Consider the following 21411-nt stretch of genomic DNA (forward strand, 5'->3'; position numbering starts at 1 on the left):
GATGACCCTTCCCGGAAACCGACCAACCTGGCTGACCTTCGATTGCTATGGCACCTTCATCCAATGGGATGAAGGCCTGCTTGCTGCCATGGACGCGATCCTGTCAGCCAAAGGTCGCGATATCGACCAGGCCGCCTTCATTGCTGCCTATGACCGCTACGAGCATGAACTGGAACAACAAAAGCCGCACCGATCCTTCAGCCAAGTCACGGCTCGCGCATTGGAACTTGCCATGAAGGAGTTCGGCTTGCCCTTCAACACCGCCGATGCCGATCTGTTGACATGCTCTATCGGCCGGATGCCGCCATTCCCGGAAGTGGTAGAAACGCTCGGCAAGCTGAAAGCCGCCGGTTTCCGGCTTGCCATTATTTCCAATACGGACGACGCGATCATTGCCGGCAATGTCGCGCAGCTCGGCGGTTTCGTCGACCGGGTGATCACCGCGGAGCAGGCGGAAGCCTATAAGCCCTCGCCGCAAATCTTCCGGCACGCCTGGAAAACGCTCGGCATCGGCATGGATGATCTCGTACATATCTGCGCCAGCCCGCATCTTGACCTTGCCGCCGCGCGAGAACTCGGTTTTCGTGCGATCTGGGTTGATCGTGGCACGGGACGGAAACCGCTCAGCGACTACCGCCCCAACGAAATCGTGCCGACGCTCGACAAGGTACCCGGTCTTTTTGCCGCAAACGGCTGGATGTAATTGACACGATAGGAGACAAGACATGGCCCATGAACTGAACCTGGCGAAGGCACAGCCGGCGATATTGCGCAATCTGCCGCTCGATGCCGACGAGATCTGGCAGGCGCGTGTCGATCTCGCGGCGTGCCTTCGAATGGCGGCGCGGCTCGGGCTCGAGGAAGGCATCTGCAACCATTTCTCGGCAGTCGTGCCCGGCCATCCCGATCTCTTTCTCGTCAACAGGCTCGGCTGGGCCTTTCAGGAGGCAACGGCTTCATCGCTGCTGATCTGCGATTTTGAAGGCAACGTCATTGACGGCGACGGCGTGCCTGAAGCAACCGCCTTCTTCATCCATGCCCGCCTGCACAAGATGTCGCCGCGCGTCGGTGCGGCCTTCCACACGCATATGCCGAATGCGACAGCGCTCAGCATGGTCGAGGGCGATCCCTTCATCTGGGCTGGACAGACGTCACTGAAGTTCTATGGCCGCGTCGCCGTCGACGAGAACTATAATGGACTGGCGCTCGATGAACGTGAGGGCGACAGGATCGCCGCCGTGCTCGGCGACAAGGACATCCTGTTCATGAAGAACCATGGCGTCATGGTCTGCGCGCCAAACATCGCCGAAGCCTGGGACGATCTCTACTATCTGGAGCGCGCCGCAGAGGTTCAACTCAAGGCGATGAGCACCGGACGCCGGCTGGTGCCGGTATCAGAAGAGATTGCTGAACAGGCGGCAAAGCAGATGCGTGAAGGCGATCCGGAAAGTGCCCGCCTGCATCTTGAAAGCGTCAGGCGCGTTCTCGACCGGCAGGCGCCCGAATATCGGACCTAGGCCTCGCCTATTTCAGCCATACGCCGATGCGCTCTACCGCTTCGGCGATCTCGGCTTCTGAACCGGCATAGGACATGCGGAGCGTACGCGGTCCTTCCACCGGATCGAAATCGAGGCCGGGTGTCGCGGCGACATTGATTTCCGCCAGCATGCGGCGCGCGAAATCCATGCTGTCATTGGTGAAGCGCGATACGTCGACATAGGCGTAGAAGGCGCCATCCATGGGCGACGCCGGTGCAAGGCCGATCTTCGGCAGCCGATCGAGCAGCAGTTCGCGATTTGCGGCATAACTTGCCTTGACGCGATCCAGCTCCTCGCTGGCGCCGAGCGCTGCTGTGGCTGCGATCTGCGAAAGCTCCGGAGGCGAAATATAGAGGCTCTGGGCGACGCGCTCGATCGGGCGCACCAGCCGCTCAGGCAGCACCATCCAGCCGATGCGCCAGCCGGTCATGCAATAATATTTGGAGAAGGAGTTGATGACGATCGCCTCGTCCGTCAGCTCCAGCGCGCTCGTCTCTTCGCCTGCGAAGGTGAGGCCGTGATAAATCTCGTCGGAGATGAAGGCGATGTCATTGGCATCGCAATAGGCGGCAAGCGCCTTCAGGCCTTCGCGGCCGGTCACCGTGCCGGTCGGATTTGCAGGGCTTGCAAGCAGCACGCCCTTCAGCTTCACGCCCTTTTCCTTCTGGATCGCTTCGAGGCTTTCGGGCGTCAGCGTGAAATGCGTTTCTGATGTGACGGGCACTTCGACCACATTGAGGCCGAGGGCACCGAGGATGTTGCGATAGGCAGGATAGCCCGGCCGGGCAATGGCAACCGCATCGCCGGCATCAAAAAGCGACAGGAAGGCGAGATTGAAGGCCGCCGACGAGCCGGTTGTGATGGCAATGCGGACGGGATCGATCTCAAGGCCGTGGCGATCGCGATAGTGCCAGGCGAGCGCATGTTTCAGCAGCGTTGTGCCGAGCGCATCCGTATAGCCGATCCGCCCCTCGGCAAGCGCTGTGCGGGCGGCCTCAAGGGCTGCCTGGGGTGCGGGATGCGAGGGCTGGCCGACAGCCATGGAAATGACGGGGTGACCGCCTGCCCGTCTCTTCGTCGCTTCGGCCAAAACATCCATGGCGTGGAATGGTTCGACTTGGCTGCGTTTCGATATGGAAAACACGATCACTTCCTGCCTGGCTTCAGATAAAGGCCAGACAATTGCCGCAATAATCGGCTCATCACAATCCCGCGAGGGCTTGGATCGGAGGAAAATTCCTGTTTGATGGCGGCCCGACGCGCCGTAATTTGATGCGGACGCATCCAAGCCCATTAACCCGGCGATGGTATTTTTCGTTCGAAAACCCATCAGCCGACGACGAGGATACCATGGCCTTCTTCTCCAAAACGCTCACCGCGCTGGCGCTTGCAGCCTCCATCGCCCTTCCGGCTCAGGCATTTGCATTCGACGACCAGCAGAAGAAGGAACTGGGTGAATTCATCAAGCAGTATCTGATCGAAAATCCGGAGATCATGCTCGAGGTGCAGGATGCGCTGCAGAAAAAGCAGCAGATGGCCCAGCAGGTGAAGGCGACCATGGCCATCGAGAACAATACCGACGGCATCTTCGATTCCAAGAATGACGTGACACTCGGCAACCCGAAGGGCGATGTCACCGTCGTCGAGTTCTTCGACTATAACTGCACCTATTGCCGTCACGCCCTGCCCGACATGCAGGCGCTCCTGAAGAAGGACAAGAATGTCCGCTTCGTGCTGAAGGAGTTCCCGATTCTCGGACCGGATTCGGTCGCGGCACATCGCGTGGCAGATGCCTTCCGCCGGCTTGCGCCTGAAAAGTACAGCGATTTCCACGTCGCGCTACTCGGCAGCGACGGCCGCGCCTCCGAGGATACCGCAATCCAGGTCGCCTCCTCTCTCGGCGTCAGCGAAGACAAGATTCGCGCGGAGATGAAAAAGAGCCCGAACGATGACATCGTGCAGGCGACCTATCAGCTCGCCGCCAATCTCGGCATCAGCGGTACACCGTCCTATGTGATCGGCAACGAAATGGTGCCCGGCGCCGTCGGCATCGACGATCTTGAAGCCAAGGTGAAGAACATGCGGGCCTGCGGCAAGACGAGCTGCTGAACCCGCGCTCATCAAATCGCCTAAATCGAAGCGTTTCAGCCATGTGGACAAACATGGCGCGACGTCCCTTGCCGATTCTGTAAGGGCTTTCAATAAGCCCGCGTGGAGTCTATAGGTGGCGCTCGCGCATTCCCGTGCCTTTGCTGCCGATAGGCTGGCACAGGACGCGATGAATACAGTGAACCGCGTAGCGGTCGCTTGATCCCGAGAGGATCAAGAGCCGGTGCGCCAAACGGAACATTCGATGACGCAAACGATTTTTGTCCTGAACGGGCCCAACCTGAATATGCTGGGCAAGCGAGAACCTGGCATCTATGGCGGCAAGACGCTCAAGGACATAGAGGCGGACTGCAAGGCTGTGGGCCGCGAACTCGGCTTCGACATCGATTTCCGCCAAAGCAATCACGAAGGCACGCTGGTGGACTGGTTCCACGAAGCGGATGAAAAGGCCATCGGCGTTGCCATCAATGCAGGCGCCTATACGCATACGTCGGTCGCGCTGCATGATGCGATCCGTGCCATTTCCATTCCCGTCATCGAGCTCCACATATCCAACGTGCACGCGCGGGAAGAATTCCGCCACAAGTCGATGATCGCACCCGCATGCAAGGGCGTGATCTGCGGCTTCGGGCCTCATAGCTACATCCTGGCGCTGCACGCGCTGAAGAACATCACGGCATAAGAAGAAGACAGGGCAACACTCATGGCTGAAAAGAAATCCGGTATCGATCAGGCACTGATCCGCGATCTCGCCAACATCCTCAAGGACACGGATCTGACCGAGATCGAAGTCGAACAGGAAGATCTGCGTATCCGCGTTTCGCGCGCAGGCACGCCCCAGTACATCCAGGCACCGATCGCAGGTCCTGCTTATGCGGCGCCTGCAGCGATCGCAGCAGCCCCGGCCGCCGCCGCTCCGGTAGCAGCCGGCCGTAACCCGGCCAATACGGTGAACGCACCAATGGTCGGCACGGTCTATATGGCTCCGGCACCGGGCGCGCGCGCGTTCATCGAAGTTGGCGCCACCGTCAAGGAAGGCCAGACGCTCCTCATCATCGAAGCGATGAAGACGATGAACCAGATCCCCTCACCGAAATCCGGCAAGGTCACGGAAATCCTTGTCGAAGACGGTTCGCCCGTCGAATACGGCCAGCTGCTCGTCGTCGTCGAATAAGGCTTTGCCAATGATTTCGAAGATCCTCATAGCCAATCGTGGCGAGATCGCCCTTCGCGTGCTGCGCGCCTGCAAGGAGCTCGGCATTGCAAGTGTTGCCGTGCATTCGACGGCCGATGCCGACGCCATGCATGTGCGCCTTGCCGATGAGAGTGTGTGCATCGGCCCGCCGCCGTCGCGCGAAAGCTATCTCAATATTCATCAGATCGTCGCAGCCTGCGAAATCACCGGCGCTGACGCCGTGCATCCGGGTTATGGCTTCCTGTCGGAAAATGCCAAGTTCGCCGATATTCTCGAAGCGCACGGCATTACCTTTATCGGCCCGACGGCGGAACATATCCGCATCATGGGCGACAAGATCACCGCCAAGACCACGGCCCAGGAACTCGGCATCCCGGTCGTTCCCGGCTCCGATGGCGAAGTGAAGACCGAAGAGGATGCACTGAAGACGGCAGCCGAAATCGGCTATCCGGTACTGATCAAGGCAACGGCCGGCGGCGGCGGACGCGGCATGAAGGTTGCCAAGACCGAGGCCGACCTGATCGAGGCATGGTCGACGGCCCGCACCGAAGCGGCCGCTGCCTTCGGCAATGACGCCGTCTACATGGAAAAGTATCTCGAAAAGCCGCGCCACATCGAAATCCAGGTGTTCGGCGACGGCGAAGGCAATGCGGTCCATCTCGGCGAACGCGACTGCTCGCTGCAGCGCCGTCACCAGAAGGTCTGGGAAGAAGCCAACTCGCCTGCCCTCAATGTCGAGCAGCGCATGAAGATTGGCCAGATCTGCGCAGACGCCATGATGAAGCTGAAATATCGCGGCGCCGGCACGATCGAATTCCTCTACGAAAACGGCGAGTTCTATTTCATCGAAATGAACACCCGTCTGCAGGTGGAACATCCGGTCACCGAGGCCATCACCGGCATCGACCTCGTGCATGAACAGATCCGCGTTGCCTCCGGCGGCGGGCTCTCGGTCACGCAGGATGAAGTACACTTCCACGGCCACGCCATCGAATGCCGCATCAATGCCGAGGACGCACGCACCTTCGTGCCCTCGCCCGGCACGATTACGCATTTCCATGCACCGGGTGGACTTGGTGTGCGCATCGATTCCGGCGCCTATCAGGGCTACAAGATCCCGCCCTATTACGACAGCCTCATCGGCAAGCTGATCGTGCATGGCCGGACACGCGTCGAATGCATGATGCGCCTGCGCCGTGCGCTCGATGAATTTGTCGTTGACGGAATCAAGACGACGCTGCCACTGTTCCAGGATCTCGTTTCTAACCAGGATATCGCCAATGGCGATTATGATATCCATTGGCTGGAAAAGTATCTCGCCAACAGCAAGCCGGCAGCGTAGGACAGGAATGGCAGGAGCGCGCAGGAAGTCACCAGGTATTACCCCGGAAATCCTCCTGCGCGCCTATTCGATCGGCCTCTTTCCCATGGCCGAATCCGCCGACGACCCGGAAATTTTCTGGGTCGAACCCGATGTCCGCGGTGTCCTTCCGCTGGGCGATCGTTTTCACGTTTCCAAAAGCCTTCGAAAGACGATCAAGCAGAGGCCCTTCGACATCCGCTTCAACAGCGATTTCGATGCCGTGATCACCGCTTGCGCGCAGGAAACATCCGACCGCCCAAGTACCTGGATCAACGAGACCATCAGGACACTCTATTCCGCCCTGCACCGCATGGGCCACGCCCATTCCGTCGAAGCCTGGGATGGTGATGAATTGGTCGGCGGGCTCTACGGCGTGTCGCTTGGCTCCGCCTTCTTCGGGGAAAGCATGTTCTCGCGGCGCACCGATGCTTCGAAAATCTGTCTCGTGCATCTAGTCGAGCATTTGCGCCAGAAACATTTCACCCTGCTCGACACGCAATTCACGACTGAGCATCTGAAGACATTCGGTGCCATTGACGTGCCTAAAGCGGACTATGCGCTACTGCTCGCCGCCGCAATGGAATCGCCGCATCTCGCGTTCTAGGGAACGATTATTCCGTCAGAAAAAGCTTATTTCGCGCCGGCGCTGTCCGGAGGCGGGACGTCGGAGTTCTGCTTGCAGTCTTTTAACCAGACGTCATAGATCGGATGCTCGACGGCGTTGAGGCCGGGGCTGTCGGCAAACATCCAGCCGGTGAAGATGCGGCGGATCTTGCGGTCGAGCGTGATCTCGTCGACTTCGACGAAACCATCGATCTTCTGGGCTTCCGACTGATCGCGCGAATAACAGGCCTTCGGCGTCACCTGCAGGGCGCCGAACTGGACCGTTTCGTTGACATAGACGTCGAAAGTGGTGATACGGCCGGTGATCTTGTCGAGGCCGGAGAAGACGGCGACCGGATTGTCGATGCGGGCAGCCTGTGCCTGATTGGAAAGAAGCCCGGCGGAAAGCGCCAATAGCGATACAGCTCCCGCAGCCGGCAGGACCGTGTTTCGCAGGGAAAGCTTCATATCTACCCGTCTCCAGCACATATCAGGTTCATGGCCGCAGCGATTGCGGCCAACCTGCGGGTAAAGGTCAATTGTGGCCAAAGCGCGGGGCAGAACCCGCCATCAGATGCTTGACGCTCAGTTGCCCGGCGTCCAGGCGTCGTAGTCACCGGTCACGCGCGGACGTTCGCCGGCAACCGAGAGCGAGCCCGGCGGACGGTAAGCCTGCGGCGAACCGGTCGGGTTGGCGCGGTGCGGCTTCTGCCATTCCTTAGCGACGTAGGTTTCCTTGGACGGAGGAACATCGGTGCGGTGATGCATCCAGCCGTGCCAGCCCGGAGGAATGGCGGAAGCTTCGGCGTAACCCTTGTAAATCACCCAGCGCTTCGGCAGGCCGTAGGAGGAAAGACCGCCTTCGTAATAGACATTGCCCAACTCGTCTTCACCAACGCGCTTGAAGCCGCGAAGGGCGAAGAGCGTGCCGAAAGTGTAATTGTTCCACCAGGTGAAGGTGTGCAACAGGAACTTGATCATGTCTTTTCCTCGTGGCCGCAGGACGCGGACGAAAGCAGATAGGCTTTTTCGCTTATGCCGCCGCCAAGCCGAATTGTCCAGTGATTCCCGCCGAAACTACGGTCATTTCAGAGCCATCTTGAAACCGAGATGCGATGGCTTGAAGCCCAGTCTTTCGTAGAAACGATGGGCATCCTTGCGTACCGCATTCGATGTCAGTTGGACGAGCCGTACGCCGCGACCTTTCGCCTCGGCAATGGCAAATTCGATCATCCGCGCACCGATGCCCTGCCCGCGCATATCGGAGCGCGTCTGCACCGCCTCAATGATCATGGCGGATGAGCCGCGTGCATTGAGCGAGGTGGTGATCATCGTCTGAAAGGTGCCGACGACGTCAGCGTCCCGTTCGGCAACATACAGCGTCTGGTTGGGAGACGCAGCGATCCCCGCAAAGGCGCGGGCGTACTCCGGATAGGCCTCCGGATCACTCGTATCCCCATGGCCGCCGAGCTGATCGGCAGCAAACATGGCAATCAAAGCCGGCAGATCGGCTTCACGTGCTTCGCGGATGATAATGTCGCCGGATGCCATATCAGTGGAGCTCGAGCGCTTTCTCGAAAACCAGCGTCGGAACGCCGGACTGGCCGGGGCCACTGTTCTCATTGCGTCCGGCTTCGACGAAACCGAGCCGGGTGTAGAAATGGATGGCTTCGTGGTTCTGAACCTCGACTTCCAGCCGCATGATTTCCGCATCCGGAAAACAGGTCTCAAGCTCCGCGAAGATATCGCGGCCGATGCCCTGGCGCTGCAGATCCGGCTTTACATAGAGGAGATGCAGCATGACAGTCTTCGTCATCTCGGATGACATGGCCGCATAGCCCATGCCGCCAATATTCCGACCGTCATCGGCAACGAGGAATTCGGCATTCTTCTTCGTCAGCCGCGCCTTCAGCGCAGCCGGCGAAAAGAGATGAGCGATCAGTTCTTTGACCTTCGCAACGCCATGGCTTGCATCATAGGCCGCATGGAAACTCTCGACCAGCAGGGCGCGGACATTCTCCAGATCGCGCTCGCCAGCCGTTCGGACGAAATAAACCAAGACCTTCTCCTCACGGTATCGGTCTTCCGAACACCGCTCCACGCTGTTTGGCCGAGGCCGTTGGCTTATTCTTCCTCGATGCTGAGCTTGGCCTTGACGAGGGCCTGAACAGCCTGCGGATTGGCTTTGCCGCCGGTCGCCTTCATGACCTGACCGACAAACCAGCCGGCAAGCGTCGGCTTTGCCTTGACCTTGGCGACCTGGTCCGGATTGGCGGCGATGATCTCATCGACAGCCTTCTCGATCGCGCCGGTATCCGTCACCTGCTTCAGGCCGCGGCTTTCGACGATCTCGGCGGGATCGCCGCCTTCGTTGAGGATGATCTCGAAAACATCCTTGGCGATCTTGCCGGAGATGGTCTCGGCCTTGATGAGGTCGATGATGGCGCCGAGCTGAGCCGGGGAAACCGGCGTTTCCTCGATATCCTTGCCGGTGCGGTTGAGCGCGCCGAGCAGATCGTTGATGACCCAATTGGCGGCGGCCTTGCCGTCACGACCTTCGGCAACGGCTTCGAAATAATCGGCGATCGCCTTTTCCGAGACGAGCACGGAGGCATCGTAGATAGAGAGACCGAGCTCGCGGACGAAACGCTCTTTCTTGTCGTCGGGCAGTTCCGGCAGATACCGAGCAAGATCACGGACAAAGGCGTCGTCGAATTCGAGCGGCAGCAGATCCGGATCGGGGAAATAGCGATAGTCATGCGCATCTTCCTTGGTGCGCATGGACCGCGTCTCGCCCTTGTTCGGGTCGAAGAGACGGGTTTCCTGATCGATGGTGCCGCCATCCTCCAGGATACCGATCTGGCGGCGGGCTTCGTATTCGATCGCCTGGCCGATGAAGCGGATGGAGTTGACGTTCTTGATTTCGCAACGCGTGCCGAAGGGCTCGCCCGGTCGGCGCACGGAGACGTTGACGTCGGCGCGCATGGAGCCTTCGTCCATGTTGCCGTCGCAGGTGCCGAGGTAGCGCACGATGGAGCGCAGCTTCGTCATATAGGCCTTGGCCTCGTCAGAGGTGCGCATATCCGGCTTGGAGACGATTTCCATCAGCGCAACGCCTGAACGGTTCAGGTCCACATAGGACATGGTCGGATGCTGGTCGTGCATCGACTTGCCGGCGTCCTGTTCCAGGTGCAGGCGTTCGATGCCGATCTCGATGTCCTCAAACTGGCCCTGGCGATCCGGGCCGAGCGAGATGACGATCTTGCCTTCGCCGACGATCGGGTCCTTGTACTGCGAGATCTGATAGCCCTGCGGTAGGTCCGGATAGAAATAGTTCTTGCGGTCGAAGACCGAACGCTTGTTGATCTCGGCCTTCAGGCCGAGACCAGTGCGCACCGCCTGCTTGACGCATTCCTCGTTGATGACGGGCAGCATGCCGGGCATGGCCGCATCGACGAGCGAGACGTTCGAATTCTGCGGCTTGCCGAACTCCGTCGAAGCGCCGGAGAAAAGCTTGGAATTGGAAAGCACCTGGGCATGGACTTCCAAGCCGATGATGACTTCCCAATCGCCGGTGGCGCCGGGGATATAACGTTTCGGATCAGGCGTGCGAACGTCGACAATGGTCATGAGATGCTCTTCGAAGGCTGTTCTTTTCAACAGGTGAGGTAAAGGAAATGGCCTGCCGGTGCAAGGCTTTCGGCAGCCTAGAAACCCGGGCCATAGCCTTCCGGCTCCTGCGGGCCGAGATGCTTGCTGAGACCGACTGATGGCACGTCGCGGTCGAGCTTCGGATTATAAGCGACCGAAAGCCAGTGGATCGTGTAGCCGTGCTTCTGGAAGAAGGAGATCGCCTCCGTATTTCCAGAATGGGTCTGCATCGCCGCCTCCTCGAAGCCCTGCTCGAAAATATCAAACTCGATATGCTCCAGAAGCGCGGTGCCGAGGCCCTGACGATTGAAGCTCGGATCGATCCAGAAGTCAGAGATGGTCTCGTCCAGTCCTTCGCGCGCGGCCCAGCCGGCAACCTGCCCGTTCTGTTCGACGACAGTGATGGTGAGCCAGTTATTATCCACGAACGTTCGGAAGGCGGTGCGGGCTCCATCCGTCATGGCGTCCGATTCGCCGATCAATGCCATCGCTCTTTGCCAGGCTCGCAAGCCGATTTCGCTCAAGAGCGCCGTGTCGCCTTCGCGGGCATTGCGAATGTGGATCAATGGCACCTCCGCGTTACTACAGAGTAGTAGACCATTGAGTTGGGCAATTTTCCAGTCCCTGCAATGAGATGAAGAAGCGAAAGCAAAACTATCGGCGGCTTTTTTGTTCCGCTGCGGCTGCTTGACCGGATTGTGGTTGCTGATAAAAAGCCCGTCAGAGGTGTTTTATGTCTAACCTGCCTGAGACCCGGTAAAGGCCCTGCCCGCAAGCACAGCCTCGCGCGCATGGGCCCGAAAAACGAAGCCGCGGCGTATCGGCTAAACCCGAACGCCAGATCGTTTTCGTGCGCCTTCCTGAAGGCGCGTTTCCGGATCAACAGCAATGGACATCTCGCGCGCAGAACAGCGCATCCTGCACCTTATGGCCCAGGGCGGCCGTATCGAAATCACCCGAGACGACAATAAAAAGATCGAAACGGTAAGTTGCTTCACCCGCGACGGCTGGGTCTATCCCGGCTTCGGCATGGAGCTTTTCCGCAAGCTGAAACGGCTGAAGGCAATCAAATCTTCCGCCGGTCAGCCCTACCGGATCACCGAAAGAGGACTGAAGCTCGTCAGATCGCAGCTCGATAACAGATAGGTCTGACAAAGCCTGGCCGTGCGGCGCCGTCGTCGTGCGGCCAGGAACGTTTCAGAGCTTTTCAGAAAGCTCCGGGCGCATTGCCGCCCATTCTTCGGCAATCGTGCCTGCTCCAATCGTCTTGCCGGCGCGGCGATACCAATAACCGGCGTTCCAATCGTCGCCTTCGACGCGGTGGCAAAGGGCATGGCCCCAGTCGAAAACCTGTTCACCCTCGTGGTTCTGGCAGATTTCGTGAACCGCCTCCCACTCTGCGCCCAATTTAAAGCCACTGGCGGCGAGGCGGTCAAAGGCCCCGATCAACCGCGCAAGATCCTGTTTCGGCATGAGGCCCTCCTCGCAAAGACCTCCCTCTATAACAGGCGCCGCCTCGAAATCCGAGACGGCGCCTGCCTTTCTTCAGGCTTGTCGCGCTAGTCCTCGGCTAATTGCTTCTGCAAATGTACCTTTTCGAGCGGGACGCCCATGCTCTTTGCAAACTCGATACCGTGCCAGATGATCTTGAAACCGCAGCGCTCGTAAAGCCGGATCGCACCGCTGTTCTTAGCATGCGTATCGACCCGCACCGTTTCCAGGCCCTCGCCTTTCGTCAGCTCGCAGAGATGAAGCAGCAGCGCATTGCCAATGCCTTTGCCCTGATGATCGGGATGCACCCACAGGTCGGAAATATAGTTTGGCGTATTCTCCCGTGCGCCCCAGCCGACGATTCCTCCGTCAAGCTCTGCAACGAAGATCTCGCCCGTCGTCTCATCCGGAAAAATCGCGAATTCCTGCTTCACCCGGTCGATGACAGCGGGATCCCGATAGCTGTCTTCAAAGGCACTACTTCCCGCCCATGCGGCAAAACCAACAACGCCGACCATTTTGTGGTCGGCGTCTGCAATCTTTCGTATCGTTAGACCGGTTACCACCACTTGGCCGGCGTGAACTTGCCGGCGGCCTGCTCGATGACATGGGCGGTCTTGAAGAGGGTTTCCTCGTCGAAGGCCTTGCCGATGAGCTGCAGGCCGAGCGGCAGGCCCTTGTGGTCGAGGCCGGCGGGAACGGCGATGCCCGGCAAGCCGGCCATGTTGACCGTCACCGTGAAGATGTCGTTCAGGTACATTTTGACCGGATCGGCGGCGAGGTTCTCGTCTGCAACGCCGAAGGCGGACGACGGGGTGGCCGGCGTCAGGATGGCGTCGACGCCGGCATCGAAGGCCAGTTCGAAGTCGCGCTTGATGAGCGTGCGGACCTTCTGGGCGCGCAGGTAGTAGGCATCGTAGTAGCCGGCCGACAGCACATAGGTGCCGATCATGATGCGGCGCTTGACCTCCTGGCCGAAGCCGGCAGCGCGCGTCTTTTCGTACATATCGACGATATCCTTGCCGTCGACGCGCAGGCCGTAGCGTACGCCATCATAACGGGCGAGGTTCGAAGAGGCTTCGGCGGGTGCCACGATGTAATAGGCCGGCAGGGCGTATTTGGTATGGGGCAGCGAGATGTTGACGATCTCCGCACCTGCATCCTTCAGCCAGGCGATGCCCTGCTGCCAGATGGCTTCGATCTCGTCGGGCATGCCATCAACGCGATATTCGTTCGGAATGCCGATCTTCATGCCCTTCAGCGACTGGCCGATGGCGGCTTCGTAGTCCGGCACCGGCAGGTCGACGGAAGTGGTGTCCTTGGCATCGACGCTTGCCATCGACTTCAGCAGGATCGCGGCATCGCGGACGTCGCGGGCGATCGGGCCGGCCTGATCGAGCGAAGAGGCAAAGGCAACCGTGCCCCAACGCGAGCAGCGACCGTAGGTCGGCTTGATGCCAACCGTGCCGGTGAAGGCTGCAGGCTGGCGGATCGAGCCGCCGGTGTCGGTCGCGGTAGCACCAGCGCAGAGATGCGCGGCAACGGCTGAAGCCGAACCGCCAGACGAGCCGCCCGGAACGAGCTGCTGGTTGGACCCAGCGGCGCGCCACGGGTTGATGACCGCGCCATAATGCGAGGTCTCGTTGGAAGAGCCCATCGCGAACTCGTCCATGTTCAGCTTGCCGAGCATGACGGCGCCGTCATCCCAGAGGTTCTGGGTCACAGTCGATTCATAGCGCGGCTCGAAACCATCGAGAATATGGCTGCAGGCCTGGGTGTGCACGCCGACGGTCGCAAACAGGTCCTTGATGCCGAGCGGAATACCTTCGAGATCGCCCGCCTTGCCGGCAGCGATGCGTTCGTCGGAATTCTTCGCCATGACTCGTGCGAGATCCGGCGTGACCTTGATATAGGCATTGAGCTGGCCATTGGCCGCATCGATCGCCGAGATATAGGCCTCGGTCAGTTCGGTCGCGGTGATTTCCTTGGCGCGCAGCTTCTGGCGGGCTTCGGCAATGGTCAGGCTGGTGAGTTCGCTCATCGTGTTTTCGCTTCAGATCTGGAAATGGCAACAGGGTCGGAAAGAGGCGGTCAAAGCCTTATTCGACGACTTTCGGCACCAGGAAGAAATTGTGGTCGGTGATCGGCGCATTGGCAACGATATCGGCGGCCTTATTGCCATCATTGACGACATCGGTGCGCTTCTTCATGTCCATCGGCGTCACCGAAGTCATGGCCTCGACGCCCTCGACATTCACTTCGGAAAGCTGCTCGACGAAGCCGAGGATACCATTCAATTCGCCGACCATGCGATTTGCCTCCTCTTCCGAGACGGCAATACGGGCAAGGCGCGCAACGCGCTTAACGGTGGCGAGATCGACGGACATGGCATTCTCCGGATAGGAATTTTCCTATCGCTATAAAGACCATGTCCGTCCTGTGCAACGGGTTTGCCTTTTCGGCAATGCAGAATTCCTACCCTCAAACCCACCGGGATTTGAGGGCTTATGCATCAGAGCGACAGGCTTTCGCCAGGCTTCGGCGCCTTCACTTGCGTCTTCGAGGCTTCCATGCCGGCAATGAATTTTTCCGGCGTCTGGTCGATGATCGGGAAGGTGCCGTAGTGGCAGGGAATGGCAGTCTTGAAGTTGAAATAACGCTGGCAGGCAAGAGCCGCCACCGCACCGCCCATGGTGAAACGGTCGCCGATCGGCACGATGCCGATATCCGGCTGATGCAGCTCGTTGATCAGCGCCATGTCGGAGAAGATATCTGTGTCGCCCATGTGGAAGAGGCTTGGCTCGTCGTCGAAATGCAGCATGAGGCCGTTCGCGCTACCGAGCGAATGGGAAACGCCGTCTTCAGTGGTCTGTGCGGAAGAATGCAGCGCATTGGTGAAGGTAGCGGTGAAGCTGCCGAGCGGGACGGTGCCGCCGGTATTGCCCATTTCGAGTTTATCGACCCCCTTGGTTCCGAGCCAGGAGGCAAGATCGGCATTGGCGAGAACGACGGCGCCGGTTTCCTTGGCGATCTCCACGGTATCGCCGACATGGTCGCCATGGCCGTGGGTCAGCAGGATATGGGTGATGCCGTTGGTCACTTCCTTGATATCCTGTCCGGAGAAGGACGAATTATAGGTCAGGAAGGGATCGATCAGGATTTTGGCGGCTTTCGTCTCTATCCGGAAAGCAGAATGGCCGAGCCAGGTGATCTTCATGAAAAGTCTCCTTTATTACATGATGCAAAAGCGATTTCCGGACCAGAACTGTTTAAAGCAATTCCGGTCGGAAAACCGTTTCGCACTTTTTCTGGAATTGCTCTAAGGACATAGCCGATATGGCCGCAAAGAAAAGCGGCGGGAACTTCAATTTCTTTTGACAGGATGACACGGCAATGACGGTGCTTACGATCGAGGAACTGGCCGGAACGCTCGGTCCCGGACAGGCAATCGCCGGCCTCGATCTCGGCACCAAGACGATCGGTCTTGCCATGTCCGATCTCGGACGCCGCTTTGCGACGCCGCGCCCGGTCCTCAAGCGTGAGAAATTTACCATCGACGCCGAGACGCTGCTGAGCTTCGCAGCAAAGGAGAAGGTCGCGGCCTTCGTCATCGGCCTGCCGATGAATATGGATGGATCGGCAGGACCGCGCGTGCAGGCGACGCGGGCTTTCGTGCGCAACATGGAGCAAAAGACCGCCATTCCCTTCATTTATTGGGATGAGCGGCTATCGACGGTGGCTGCCGAACGTGCCCTGCTGGAAATGGATGTTTCGCGGGCAAAACGCGCCGAACGGATCGATTCGGCTGCGGCAAGCTTCATCCTTCAGGGAGCGCTCGACAGGCTTTCCTTGCTGGCGAGATCTGCCGACGACACGGAAGCGTGACGTGCCTTCCACCAGGTGGCGATCTGGCGACGCTTGCGGAAACCCATGATGGCGAAGACGACGAGGCTGTCGACGGCAATCGCGCGGGCGACGAGCGGCGGGATTTCCTGTGGCGGAAGGCCGAGCGCCTTGCCGTAAATCTGGAAGGTCAGGTCATGGACCTGCCGCGTCAGCATGAAGATGCCGAAGTTCAGATCGTAATAAGAAAGCCAGTACCATCCCGCCAGGAAGACGATCGGACCGGCCCAGAAGATCAGAAACCACTTCATGCGGCCTCTCCTTCGTGCTTGTGTAGGACCGACATATCAAGGGAAACGAGCCAGACCGACGATGCCATGATGCAGAGTACGAGCGTGGGCACGGCGATATCCAGCGCCAGCACGGCGAAAAACATCATCGCCGCGACAAGCAACGCGGTTCTGGCTGCTCTGGTTCCCATCACTGAACTCGGGTCCACAATTGTTACATTTCTAATGTGGGCCACACTGGCGAGTTAACCAGCGCCACGCAACGTAAACCAATTGTTAAGGTTAATGGCCGGGTGGAGGCTGTGGATTGTTCAGCCGTAGACGCCGCGCACCAGCCGTTTCAACGCGGTGGCCGCCTTCTCCCAGTCCTTGCCGTTCTTCAAAACCAGACCCGCGCATTGACCGCCGGCGGCCGCCGACAGCACAAGATGCTGGATCGAGGCAAAGATCAGCGCATTGACGGCTGCCGGATCGATGCCCTTCGGCGGCGTCAGCGAGCCGCGCATGCGATCCAGCCACAGTCCGAGCGCTTTTGAGCGCGCCTCGGAAAGACGCCTCACTTGCTCGGTATTTTCCGAGATTTCCCAGGCGACGATGCGGCGCATTAGGGGATCGTCGCGCAGCGCTTCCAGGAAAAGCAGCGACAGCCGCTCCATGAGATCGCCATAGGTCAAGAGGAACATGCCGCCGGTATCTTCGGGGATGCGGTCCTTGACCCAGTTGCCGAGATCGGCGCCGATCGCCTCCACGAGGCCGTCGAGACCACCGTAATAGCGGTAGATGAGCTGCTTATCGCAGCCGGCGCGGCGGGCGACGGCATTGATGCCGAAATTCTGGAAACCCTCTTCCGCCAGCAGGCTCTTGGCGGCTTTCAGGATAGCGCGTTCCGTAGCGCTTCTGTCGCGGATACGCTTTTCAGGCTCATTGGCACCCGTCTGTTCGAGCGCGGCCATGGCAGTTTCATTCAGCATTCGGTCAACCCCGGTCTGTCACCAATCGGTGAGTAACAGTGGAATTTTCCGTTCACAATCCTATCTTATTGAGAAGACTGTGGATATTGATGGTCCGCAGCTCTGCTAACGCTGGTGGGCGGCCCGGCGGCTTTTTCACCCCGCACAACACGCCCGAGAAATCTTGCCCACGCGGTTGATCGCGATGGACGAACCCGGCATAGCTGCATTATGAAAAGAGACGACAATTTATGCTAAGGCCTTGCAATGGTGAATTATATCGAAGCCTCCTCCGCGCCGCCGAAGAATACCGGCGCCATCAGGCTTTATGGCCCTGAAGCATTCGAGGGAATGCGCAACGCGTGCCAGATGACCGCGCGCTGCCTCGATGCGCTTGCCGATATCGTCAAGCCGGGTCTCGCAACCAATGAAATCGACCGCTTCGTTTTCGAATTCGGCATGGATAACGGCGCCTATCCGGCGACCCTGAACTATCGCGGCTATACCAAGTCCACCTGCACTTCGATCAATCATGTGGTCTGCCACGGCATTCCCGATGACAAGCCGCTGCGCGAGGGCGATATCGTCAATATCGACGTGACCTTCGTCGTCGACGGTTGGCATGGGGATTCGAGCCGCATGTATCCGGTCGGCCAGGTCAAGCGCGCAGCCGAACGTCTGCTGGAAGTGACCTATGAGTCGCTGATGCGCGGCATTGCCGCCGTTCATCCCGGCGCGCGCACCGGCGCGATCGGCGAAGCGATCCAGACCTATGCCGAAGCGGAGCGCTGCTCCGTCGTGCGCGATTTCTGCGGCCATGGTGTCGGCCGTCTCTTCCACGATTCGCCGAACATCCTGCATTACGGCCGCGCCAATGAAGGGCCGGAACTGCGTGAGGGCATGATCTTCACCATCGAGCCGATGATCAATCTCGGACGCCCGCATGTGAAGGTGCTGGCGGACGGCTGGACCGCCGTGACGCGCGACCGGTCGCTATCAGCACAGTACGAACATACGGTCGGCGTGACCGCCAATGGCTGCGAGATCTTCACGCTGTCGCCCGCCGGTCTCGACCGGCCAGGCCTGCCGCCGCTCAACGGGTAACACTCGCCATGGCGAAAGGTCCCGTTCCGCAGGTTGGCAACGACGAACTGCCTTTCGACATGGACGAGGATATCGCTATGGACGAACGGGCGTTTTTTGGACAGCCGTCAAAGGCGGCAGCTTCCGCCAAAAAAGCCGCCCTGCCCGCCAAGGAAGAGCATTATCACGGCCATCGCGAGAGGCTGCGCAATCGCTTCCGCGACCATGGCGATACGGCGCTTGCCGATTATGAAATCCTCGAACTCCGGCTGATCCCGCGCCGCGACACCAAGCCGATCGCCAAGGCACTGATCGATCGCTTCGGGTCGCTTTCCGGCGTATTCGGCGCACCGGCAGCGCTGCTACAGGAGGTCAAAGGCGTCGGAGAGGCGGTGGCGCTGGATCTGAAGCTGATATCCACCATTAGCCATCGCACGTTGAAGAGCGAGCTCAAGGGCAAGCAGGTGCTTTCCTCGTGGTCGTCGGTCATCCAGTATTGTCATGCGGCCATGGCGCATGAGACGCGCGAGCAGTTCCGCATTCTTTTCCTCGACAAACGCAATGCGCTGATCGCCGACGAGGTGCAGGGGCGCGGAACCGTGGATCACACACCTGTCTATCCGCGTGAGGTGGTCAGGCGGGCGCTCGAGCTTTCGGCAACGGCGCTTATTCTCGTCCACAATCATCCCTCGGGCGACCCCACACCATCGCGCGCAGATATCGACATGACGAAGATGATCATCGATGCTGCAAAGCCGCTCGGTATTGCCATCCACGATCACATCATCATCGGCAAAGACGGACAAGCAAGCCTCAAAGGCCTGCGCTTAATATAAGACTGCGGCTAAGGCATGAAAAAGCCATCTTGGCGTTCTCCAAGCTGAATGACTGACAACAGGATGGGAATTATGGGCATTTCTCCTGGTCGCTTGTACGCGCCGCCGAGCCTCCGATCGCTGATACGACTGACACTTCTGCTGCTTGTCGTAGCCGGTCTCTATCTCGGATACCTGCAGCTTTCGACCAATGTTCATGCGGTTGTCGATGGCCAGGTCTACCGCTCCGCCCAGCCTTCGCCCGCCAAGCTTGGCGAACTCGTCAAGGAGTACGGCATCAAATCCGTACTGAACCTGCGCGGCGACAGCAGCGGCGAGGCCTGGTACGACAACGAGGTCGCCGCGGCAAAGGGCCTCAATGTCCAGCATATCGATTTCCACATGTCGGCGACGAAAGAACTCTCCATCGAGGAAGGGCGCCAGCTGATGGCGATCATGGCCGCCGCGCCCAAGCCGCTGCTCATCCACTGCAAGGCCGGCGCCGACCGTACGGGACTGGCTTCGGCCATCTACGTCGCCGGCGTTGCCAAGGAAGGAGAGATTGCGGCGGAGTTGCAGATCTCGCTGACATACGGCCATCTGTCGCTTTTCTTCATCGGCGCCTACGCGATGGACCGCACATTCGAGCGGCTTGAGCCAATGTTCGGCTTTTTGAACTCCTAAACTACGCCGGAATACAAACTGTAACATTGACCGGCTACCGATGAACGCGCGACATTTCGCGTCGCAATATGATTCCAATTCCAGTTCGGGGCTAAAGATGTTCCAGTACGATCTCGTGGTAGTCGGCAGCGGTCCGGCAGGGCGCCGCGGCGCAATCCAGGCTGCAAAACTCGGCAAGAAAGTGCTGGTCATCGAGCAGGGAAAGCGTGTCGGCGGCGTGTCCGTCCATACTGGCACGATCCCTTCCAAGACGCTGCGCGAAACCGCACTCAATCTTTCCGGCTGGCGCGAGCGCGGCTTTTACGGCCGCAGCTACCGCGTCAAGCAGGAGATCAGCGCTGAAGACCTGCGCCGTCGCCTGCTGATCACGCTGGATCATGAAGTGGAAGTGCTCGAACATCAGTTCGCCCGCAACCGCGTCCAGCACATCCGCGGCAAGGCAAGCTTCGTCGATACCAATACCCTGCAGATCATCAAGGACGACGGCGACACAATGACGGTGACTGGCGCCAGCATCCTGCTTGCCGTCGGCACCAAGCCGTTTCGGCCTGATTACATGCCCTTCGACAACAAGACCGTGCTCGATAGCGACGAGCTGCTCGATATCGAGGAACTGCCACGCAGCATGGTCGTCATCGGCGCCGGCGTCATCGGCATCGAATATGCAACGATCTTTTCGGCGCTGGATACGGCCGTGACCGTCATCGATCCAAAGTCGACCATGCTCGACTTCATCGACAAGGAAATCATCGAGGATTTCACCTATCAGCTGCGCGACCGCAATATGAAGCTGCTGCTCGGCACGAAGGCCGAGAAGGTCGAGCGGCTTGAGACAGGCAAGGTGCAGCTGACACTCGACAGCGGCCGGCATCTCGTGACCGACATGGTGCTTTTCGCCGCCGGGCGCATGGGCGCCACCGATACGCTCAACCTGGATGCCATCGGTCTCGAAGCGGACAGCCGCGGACGCCTGAAGGTCAATCCCGAGACGTTCCAGACGTCCGTGCCCAATATCTATGCCGCCGGCGACGTTGTCGGCTTCCCGAGCCTTGCCTCGACCTCGATGGAACAGGGCCGCATTGCTGCTCGCGTCGCAATCGGCGCCGTCGCCAAGGAACCGCAGAAATATTTCCCCTATGGCATCTATGCCGTGCCAGAAATCTCCACCTGCGGCCTGACCGAAGAGGAAATGAAGGAGCGCGGCATTCCCTATGAGTGCGGTATTGCCCGTTTCCGGGAGACATCGCGCGGCCACATCATGGGCCTCGATACGGGTCTTCTGAAGCTCATCTTCTCGTTAAAGACGCGCCGCCTGCTCGGCGTACACATCGTCGGCGAAGGTGCTACCGAGCTCGTGCATATCGGCCAGGCCGTGCTCAACCTGAAGGGCACCGTCGAATATTTCGTCGAAAATACCTTCAACTACCCGACGCTCGCCGAAGCCTATAAAATCGCCGGCCTCGATGCGTGGAACCGCATGGGCGACATAAAATCTGAGCTTTGAAGAAGCGAGGGAACGTCCCTCGCCTTCCAGGCTAGAGAACGTAAGCCACTGATCCTCAGTTCTTATTTTACGACAACGCGCCTCATTGCACGCTGTTGGTGACTGCCTGTGGCCTGCGGCAACTGCCTATATCCTATGTCAAAAGATATTGGTAAGGTCAGGGTGTTCGCGCCTTGCATTGTTCTATTGCGTTTTGCTTATCGCCTTCCCAAGTATGGGGCGCGCTTTCGACAGCCTGAAATCCGTGTCTTAGACCGGCCTGCAGTACCACCAAGTCCAACTATGCAGACCA

General features: G+C 59.3%; 28 protein-coding genes. 13 read left to right on the plus strand and 15 right to left on the minus strand.

Annotation, left to right across the window (positions count from 1 at the left end):
- The first annotated feature begins 1 nt into the window (after nucleotide 1).
- Both ACR9ZQ_RS16830 and ACR9ZQ_RS16835 read left to right on the plus strand, forming a co-directional pair.
- Nucleotides 2-703 carry a haloacid dehalogenase type II gene (locus ACR9ZQ_RS16830; protein WP_310383244.1) on the plus strand — a complete coding sequence of 234 codons (702 nt, stop codon included), beginning with the start codon at nucleotides 2-4 and terminating at the stop codon, nucleotides 701-703.
- A 22-nt stretch (nucleotides 704-725) separates the two neighbouring features.
- On the plus strand, nucleotides 726-1517 hold the full coding sequence (locus ACR9ZQ_RS16835; RefSeq protein ID WP_310383242.1) for an aldolase: 792 nt from the start codon (nucleotides 726-728) through the stop codon (nucleotides 1515-1517).
- A 7-nt stretch (nucleotides 1518-1524) separates the two neighbouring features.
- Here ACR9ZQ_RS16835 and ACR9ZQ_RS16840 read toward each other — a convergent pair whose 3' ends face one another.
- Nucleotides 1525-2682: a pyridoxal phosphate-dependent aminotransferase gene (locus ACR9ZQ_RS16840; protein ID WP_310383240.1), complete on the minus strand. Its 1158-nt coding sequence runs from the start codon at nucleotides 2680-2682 to the stop codon at nucleotides 1525-1527.
- Between the two features lie 206 nt (nucleotides 2683-2888).
- On the opposite strand from ACR9ZQ_RS16840, the gene ACR9ZQ_RS16845 reads away from it, so the two are divergent.
- From ACR9ZQ_RS16845 to aat, 5 genes are all read left to right on the plus strand, one after another.
- Nucleotides 2889-3647 carry a DsbA family protein gene (locus tag ACR9ZQ_RS16845; protein WP_477823840.1) on the plus strand — a complete coding sequence of 253 codons (759 nt, stop codon included), beginning with the start codon at nucleotides 2889-2891 and terminating at the stop codon, nucleotides 3645-3647.
- Between the two features lie 244 nt (nucleotides 3648-3891).
- The gene (gene aroQ, locus ACR9ZQ_RS16850; protein ID WP_310383236.1) at nucleotides 3892-4329 is read left to right on the plus strand and encodes a type II 3-dehydroquinate dehydratase; all 438 of its coding nucleotides are present in this window, start codon (nucleotides 3892-3894) and stop codon (nucleotides 4327-4329) included.
- Between the two features lie 21 nt (nucleotides 4330-4350).
- On the plus strand, nucleotides 4351-4821 hold the full coding sequence (gene accB, locus ACR9ZQ_RS16855) for an acetyl-CoA carboxylase biotin carboxyl carrier protein (protein ID WP_113322399.1): 471 nt from the start codon (nucleotides 4351-4353) through the stop codon (nucleotides 4819-4821).
- Between the two features lie 10 nt (nucleotides 4822-4831).
- A complete protein-coding gene (accC, locus tag ACR9ZQ_RS16860) occupies nucleotides 4832-6184 on the plus strand; it encodes an acetyl-CoA carboxylase biotin carboxylase subunit (RefSeq protein WP_310383234.1) in 1353 nt (450 codons plus the stop codon).
- Nucleotides 6185-6191: 7 nt separating this feature from the next.
- On the plus strand, nucleotides 6192-6809 hold the full coding sequence (gene aat / locus ACR9ZQ_RS16865) for a leucyl/phenylalanyl-tRNA--protein transferase (protein ID WP_310383232.1): 618 nt from the start codon (nucleotides 6192-6194) through the stop codon (nucleotides 6807-6809).
- 26 nt (nucleotides 6810-6835) lie between these two features.
- Here aat and ACR9ZQ_RS16870 read toward each other — a convergent pair whose 3' ends face one another.
- The 6 genes from ACR9ZQ_RS16870 to ACR9ZQ_RS16895 form a co-directional block, all read right to left on the minus strand.
- Entirely contained in the window at nucleotides 6836-7276 is a 441-nt protein-coding gene (locus ACR9ZQ_RS16870) for a DUF2155 domain-containing protein (RefSeq protein ID WP_037106339.1), read from the minus strand.
- A gap of 117 nt (nucleotides 7277-7393) precedes the next feature.
- Nucleotides 7394-7789, minus strand: a complete 396-nt coding sequence (locus ACR9ZQ_RS16875; RefSeq protein WP_113322402.1) for an NADH:ubiquinone oxidoreductase subunit NDUFA12 — start codon at nucleotides 7787-7789, stop codon at nucleotides 7394-7396.
- 102 nt (nucleotides 7790-7891) lie between these two features.
- On the minus strand, nucleotides 7892-8359 hold the full coding sequence (locus ACR9ZQ_RS16880) for a GNAT family N-acetyltransferase (RefSeq protein ID WP_310383229.1): 468 nt from the start codon (nucleotides 8357-8359) through the stop codon (nucleotides 7892-7894).
- A gap of 1 nt (nucleotide 8360) precedes the next feature.
- Entirely contained in the window at nucleotides 8361-8867 is a 507-nt protein-coding gene (locus ACR9ZQ_RS16885) for a GNAT family N-acetyltransferase (RefSeq protein WP_310383227.1), read from the minus strand.
- A 65-nt stretch (nucleotides 8868-8932) separates the two neighbouring features.
- On the minus strand, nucleotides 8933-10438 hold the full coding sequence (gatB, locus tag ACR9ZQ_RS16890; protein ID WP_439014853.1) for an Asp-tRNA(Asn)/Glu-tRNA(Gln) amidotransferase subunit GatB: 1506 nt from the start codon (nucleotides 10436-10438) through the stop codon (nucleotides 8933-8935).
- 77 nt (nucleotides 10439-10515) lie between these two features.
- Complete coding sequence (locus tag ACR9ZQ_RS16895; RefSeq protein ID WP_481428337.1) at nucleotides 10516-11025, minus strand: N-acetyltransferase family protein; 510 nt, start codon at nucleotides 11023-11025, stop codon at nucleotides 10516-10518.
- A 322-nt stretch (nucleotides 11026-11347) separates the two neighbouring features.
- Between ACR9ZQ_RS16895 and ACR9ZQ_RS16900 the strand changes: the two genes are divergently transcribed.
- Nucleotides 11348-11605 carry a YjhX family toxin gene (locus tag ACR9ZQ_RS16900; RefSeq protein WP_310383221.1) on the plus strand — a complete coding sequence of 86 codons (258 nt, stop codon included), beginning with the start codon at nucleotides 11348-11350 and terminating at the stop codon, nucleotides 11603-11605.
- Nucleotides 11606-11656: 51 nt separating this feature from the next.
- Here ACR9ZQ_RS16900 and ACR9ZQ_RS16905 read toward each other — a convergent pair whose 3' ends face one another.
- The 5 genes from ACR9ZQ_RS16905 to ACR9ZQ_RS16925 form a co-directional block, all read right to left on the minus strand.
- A complete protein-coding gene (locus ACR9ZQ_RS16905; RefSeq protein ID WP_007825228.1) occupies nucleotides 11657-11932 on the minus strand; it encodes a hypothetical protein in 276 nt (91 codons plus the stop codon).
- An 86-nt stretch (nucleotides 11933-12018) separates the two neighbouring features.
- Nucleotides 12019-12468 carry an N-acetyltransferase family protein gene (locus ACR9ZQ_RS16910; protein ID WP_481428338.1) on the minus strand — a complete coding sequence of 150 codons (450 nt, stop codon included), beginning with the start codon at nucleotides 12466-12468 and terminating at the stop codon, nucleotides 12019-12021.
- 41 nt (nucleotides 12469-12509) lie between these two features.
- Nucleotides 12510-13991: an Asp-tRNA(Asn)/Glu-tRNA(Gln) amidotransferase subunit GatA gene (gatA, locus tag ACR9ZQ_RS16915; protein WP_310383216.1), complete on the minus strand. Its 1482-nt coding sequence runs from the start codon at nucleotides 13989-13991 to the stop codon at nucleotides 12510-12512.
- Nucleotides 13992-14049: 58 nt separating this feature from the next.
- Nucleotides 14050-14337, minus strand: coding sequence for an Asp-tRNA(Asn)/Glu-tRNA(Gln) amidotransferase subunit GatC (gene gatC, locus ACR9ZQ_RS16920; RefSeq protein WP_310383213.1), 288 nt, complete (start codon nucleotides 14335-14337; stop codon nucleotides 14050-14052).
- Between the two features lie 125 nt (nucleotides 14338-14462).
- Nucleotides 14463-15167: a metal-dependent hydrolase gene (locus ACR9ZQ_RS16925; protein WP_310383211.1), complete on the minus strand. Its 705-nt coding sequence runs from the start codon at nucleotides 15165-15167 to the stop codon at nucleotides 14463-14465.
- A gap of 176 nt (nucleotides 15168-15343) precedes the next feature.
- Here ACR9ZQ_RS16925 and ruvX point away from each other — a divergent pair, with 176 nt between their 5' ends.
- Nucleotides 15344-15835 (plus strand): Holliday junction resolvase RuvX, encoded by a 492-nt coding sequence (gene ruvX, locus ACR9ZQ_RS16930; protein WP_113322412.1) that lies wholly within the window; start codon nucleotides 15344-15346, stop codon nucleotides 15833-15835.
- Here the strand turns inward: ruvX and ACR9ZQ_RS16935 are convergent.
- The 3 genes from ACR9ZQ_RS16935 to ACR9ZQ_RS16945 form a co-directional block, all read right to left on the minus strand.
- Complete coding sequence (locus ACR9ZQ_RS16935) at nucleotides 15775-16104, minus strand: DUF6105 family protein (protein WP_310383207.1); 330 nt, start codon at nucleotides 16102-16104, stop codon at nucleotides 15775-15777. The genes ruvX and ACR9ZQ_RS16935 overlap by 61 nt on opposite strands.
- A complete protein-coding gene (locus ACR9ZQ_RS16940; RefSeq protein WP_481428339.1) occupies nucleotides 16101-16274 on the minus strand; it encodes a hypothetical protein in 174 nt (57 codons plus the stop codon). Before ACR9ZQ_RS16940 ends, ACR9ZQ_RS16935 begins: the two co-directional genes overlap by 4 nt.
- Nucleotides 16275-16394: 120 nt before the next feature.
- The gene (locus tag ACR9ZQ_RS16945; protein ID WP_310383202.1) at nucleotides 16395-17054 is read right to left on the minus strand and encodes a TetR/AcrR family transcriptional regulator; all 660 of its coding nucleotides are present in this window, start codon (nucleotides 17052-17054) and stop codon (nucleotides 16395-16397) included.
- 246 nt (nucleotides 17055-17300) lie between these two features.
- On the opposite strand from ACR9ZQ_RS16945, the gene map reads away from it, so the two are divergent.
- From map to sthA, 4 genes are all read left to right on the plus strand, one after another.
- A complete protein-coding gene (gene map / locus ACR9ZQ_RS16950) occupies nucleotides 17301-18137 on the plus strand; it encodes a type I methionyl aminopeptidase (protein WP_113322415.1) in 837 nt (278 codons plus the stop codon).
- Between the two features lie 8 nt (nucleotides 18138-18145).
- Nucleotides 18146-18952 carry a RadC family protein gene (gene radC, locus ACR9ZQ_RS16955; RefSeq protein WP_481428340.1) on the plus strand — a complete coding sequence of 269 codons (807 nt, stop codon included), beginning with the start codon at nucleotides 18146-18148 and terminating at the stop codon, nucleotides 18950-18952.
- 72 nt (nucleotides 18953-19024) lie between these two features.
- On the plus strand, nucleotides 19025-19615 hold the full coding sequence (locus ACR9ZQ_RS16960) for a dual specificity protein phosphatase family protein (protein WP_481428341.1): 591 nt from the start codon (nucleotides 19025-19027) through the stop codon (nucleotides 19613-19615).
- Between the two features lie 97 nt (nucleotides 19616-19712).
- Nucleotides 19713-21119, plus strand: coding sequence for a Si-specific NAD(P)(+) transhydrogenase (gene sthA / locus ACR9ZQ_RS16965; protein ID WP_037070635.1), 1407 nt, complete (start codon nucleotides 19713-19715; stop codon nucleotides 21117-21119).
- The last annotated feature ends 292 nt before the right edge of the window (nucleotides 21120-21411 follow it).

This window comes from Rhizobium sp. KNZ14-9A (assembly GCF_056755015.1).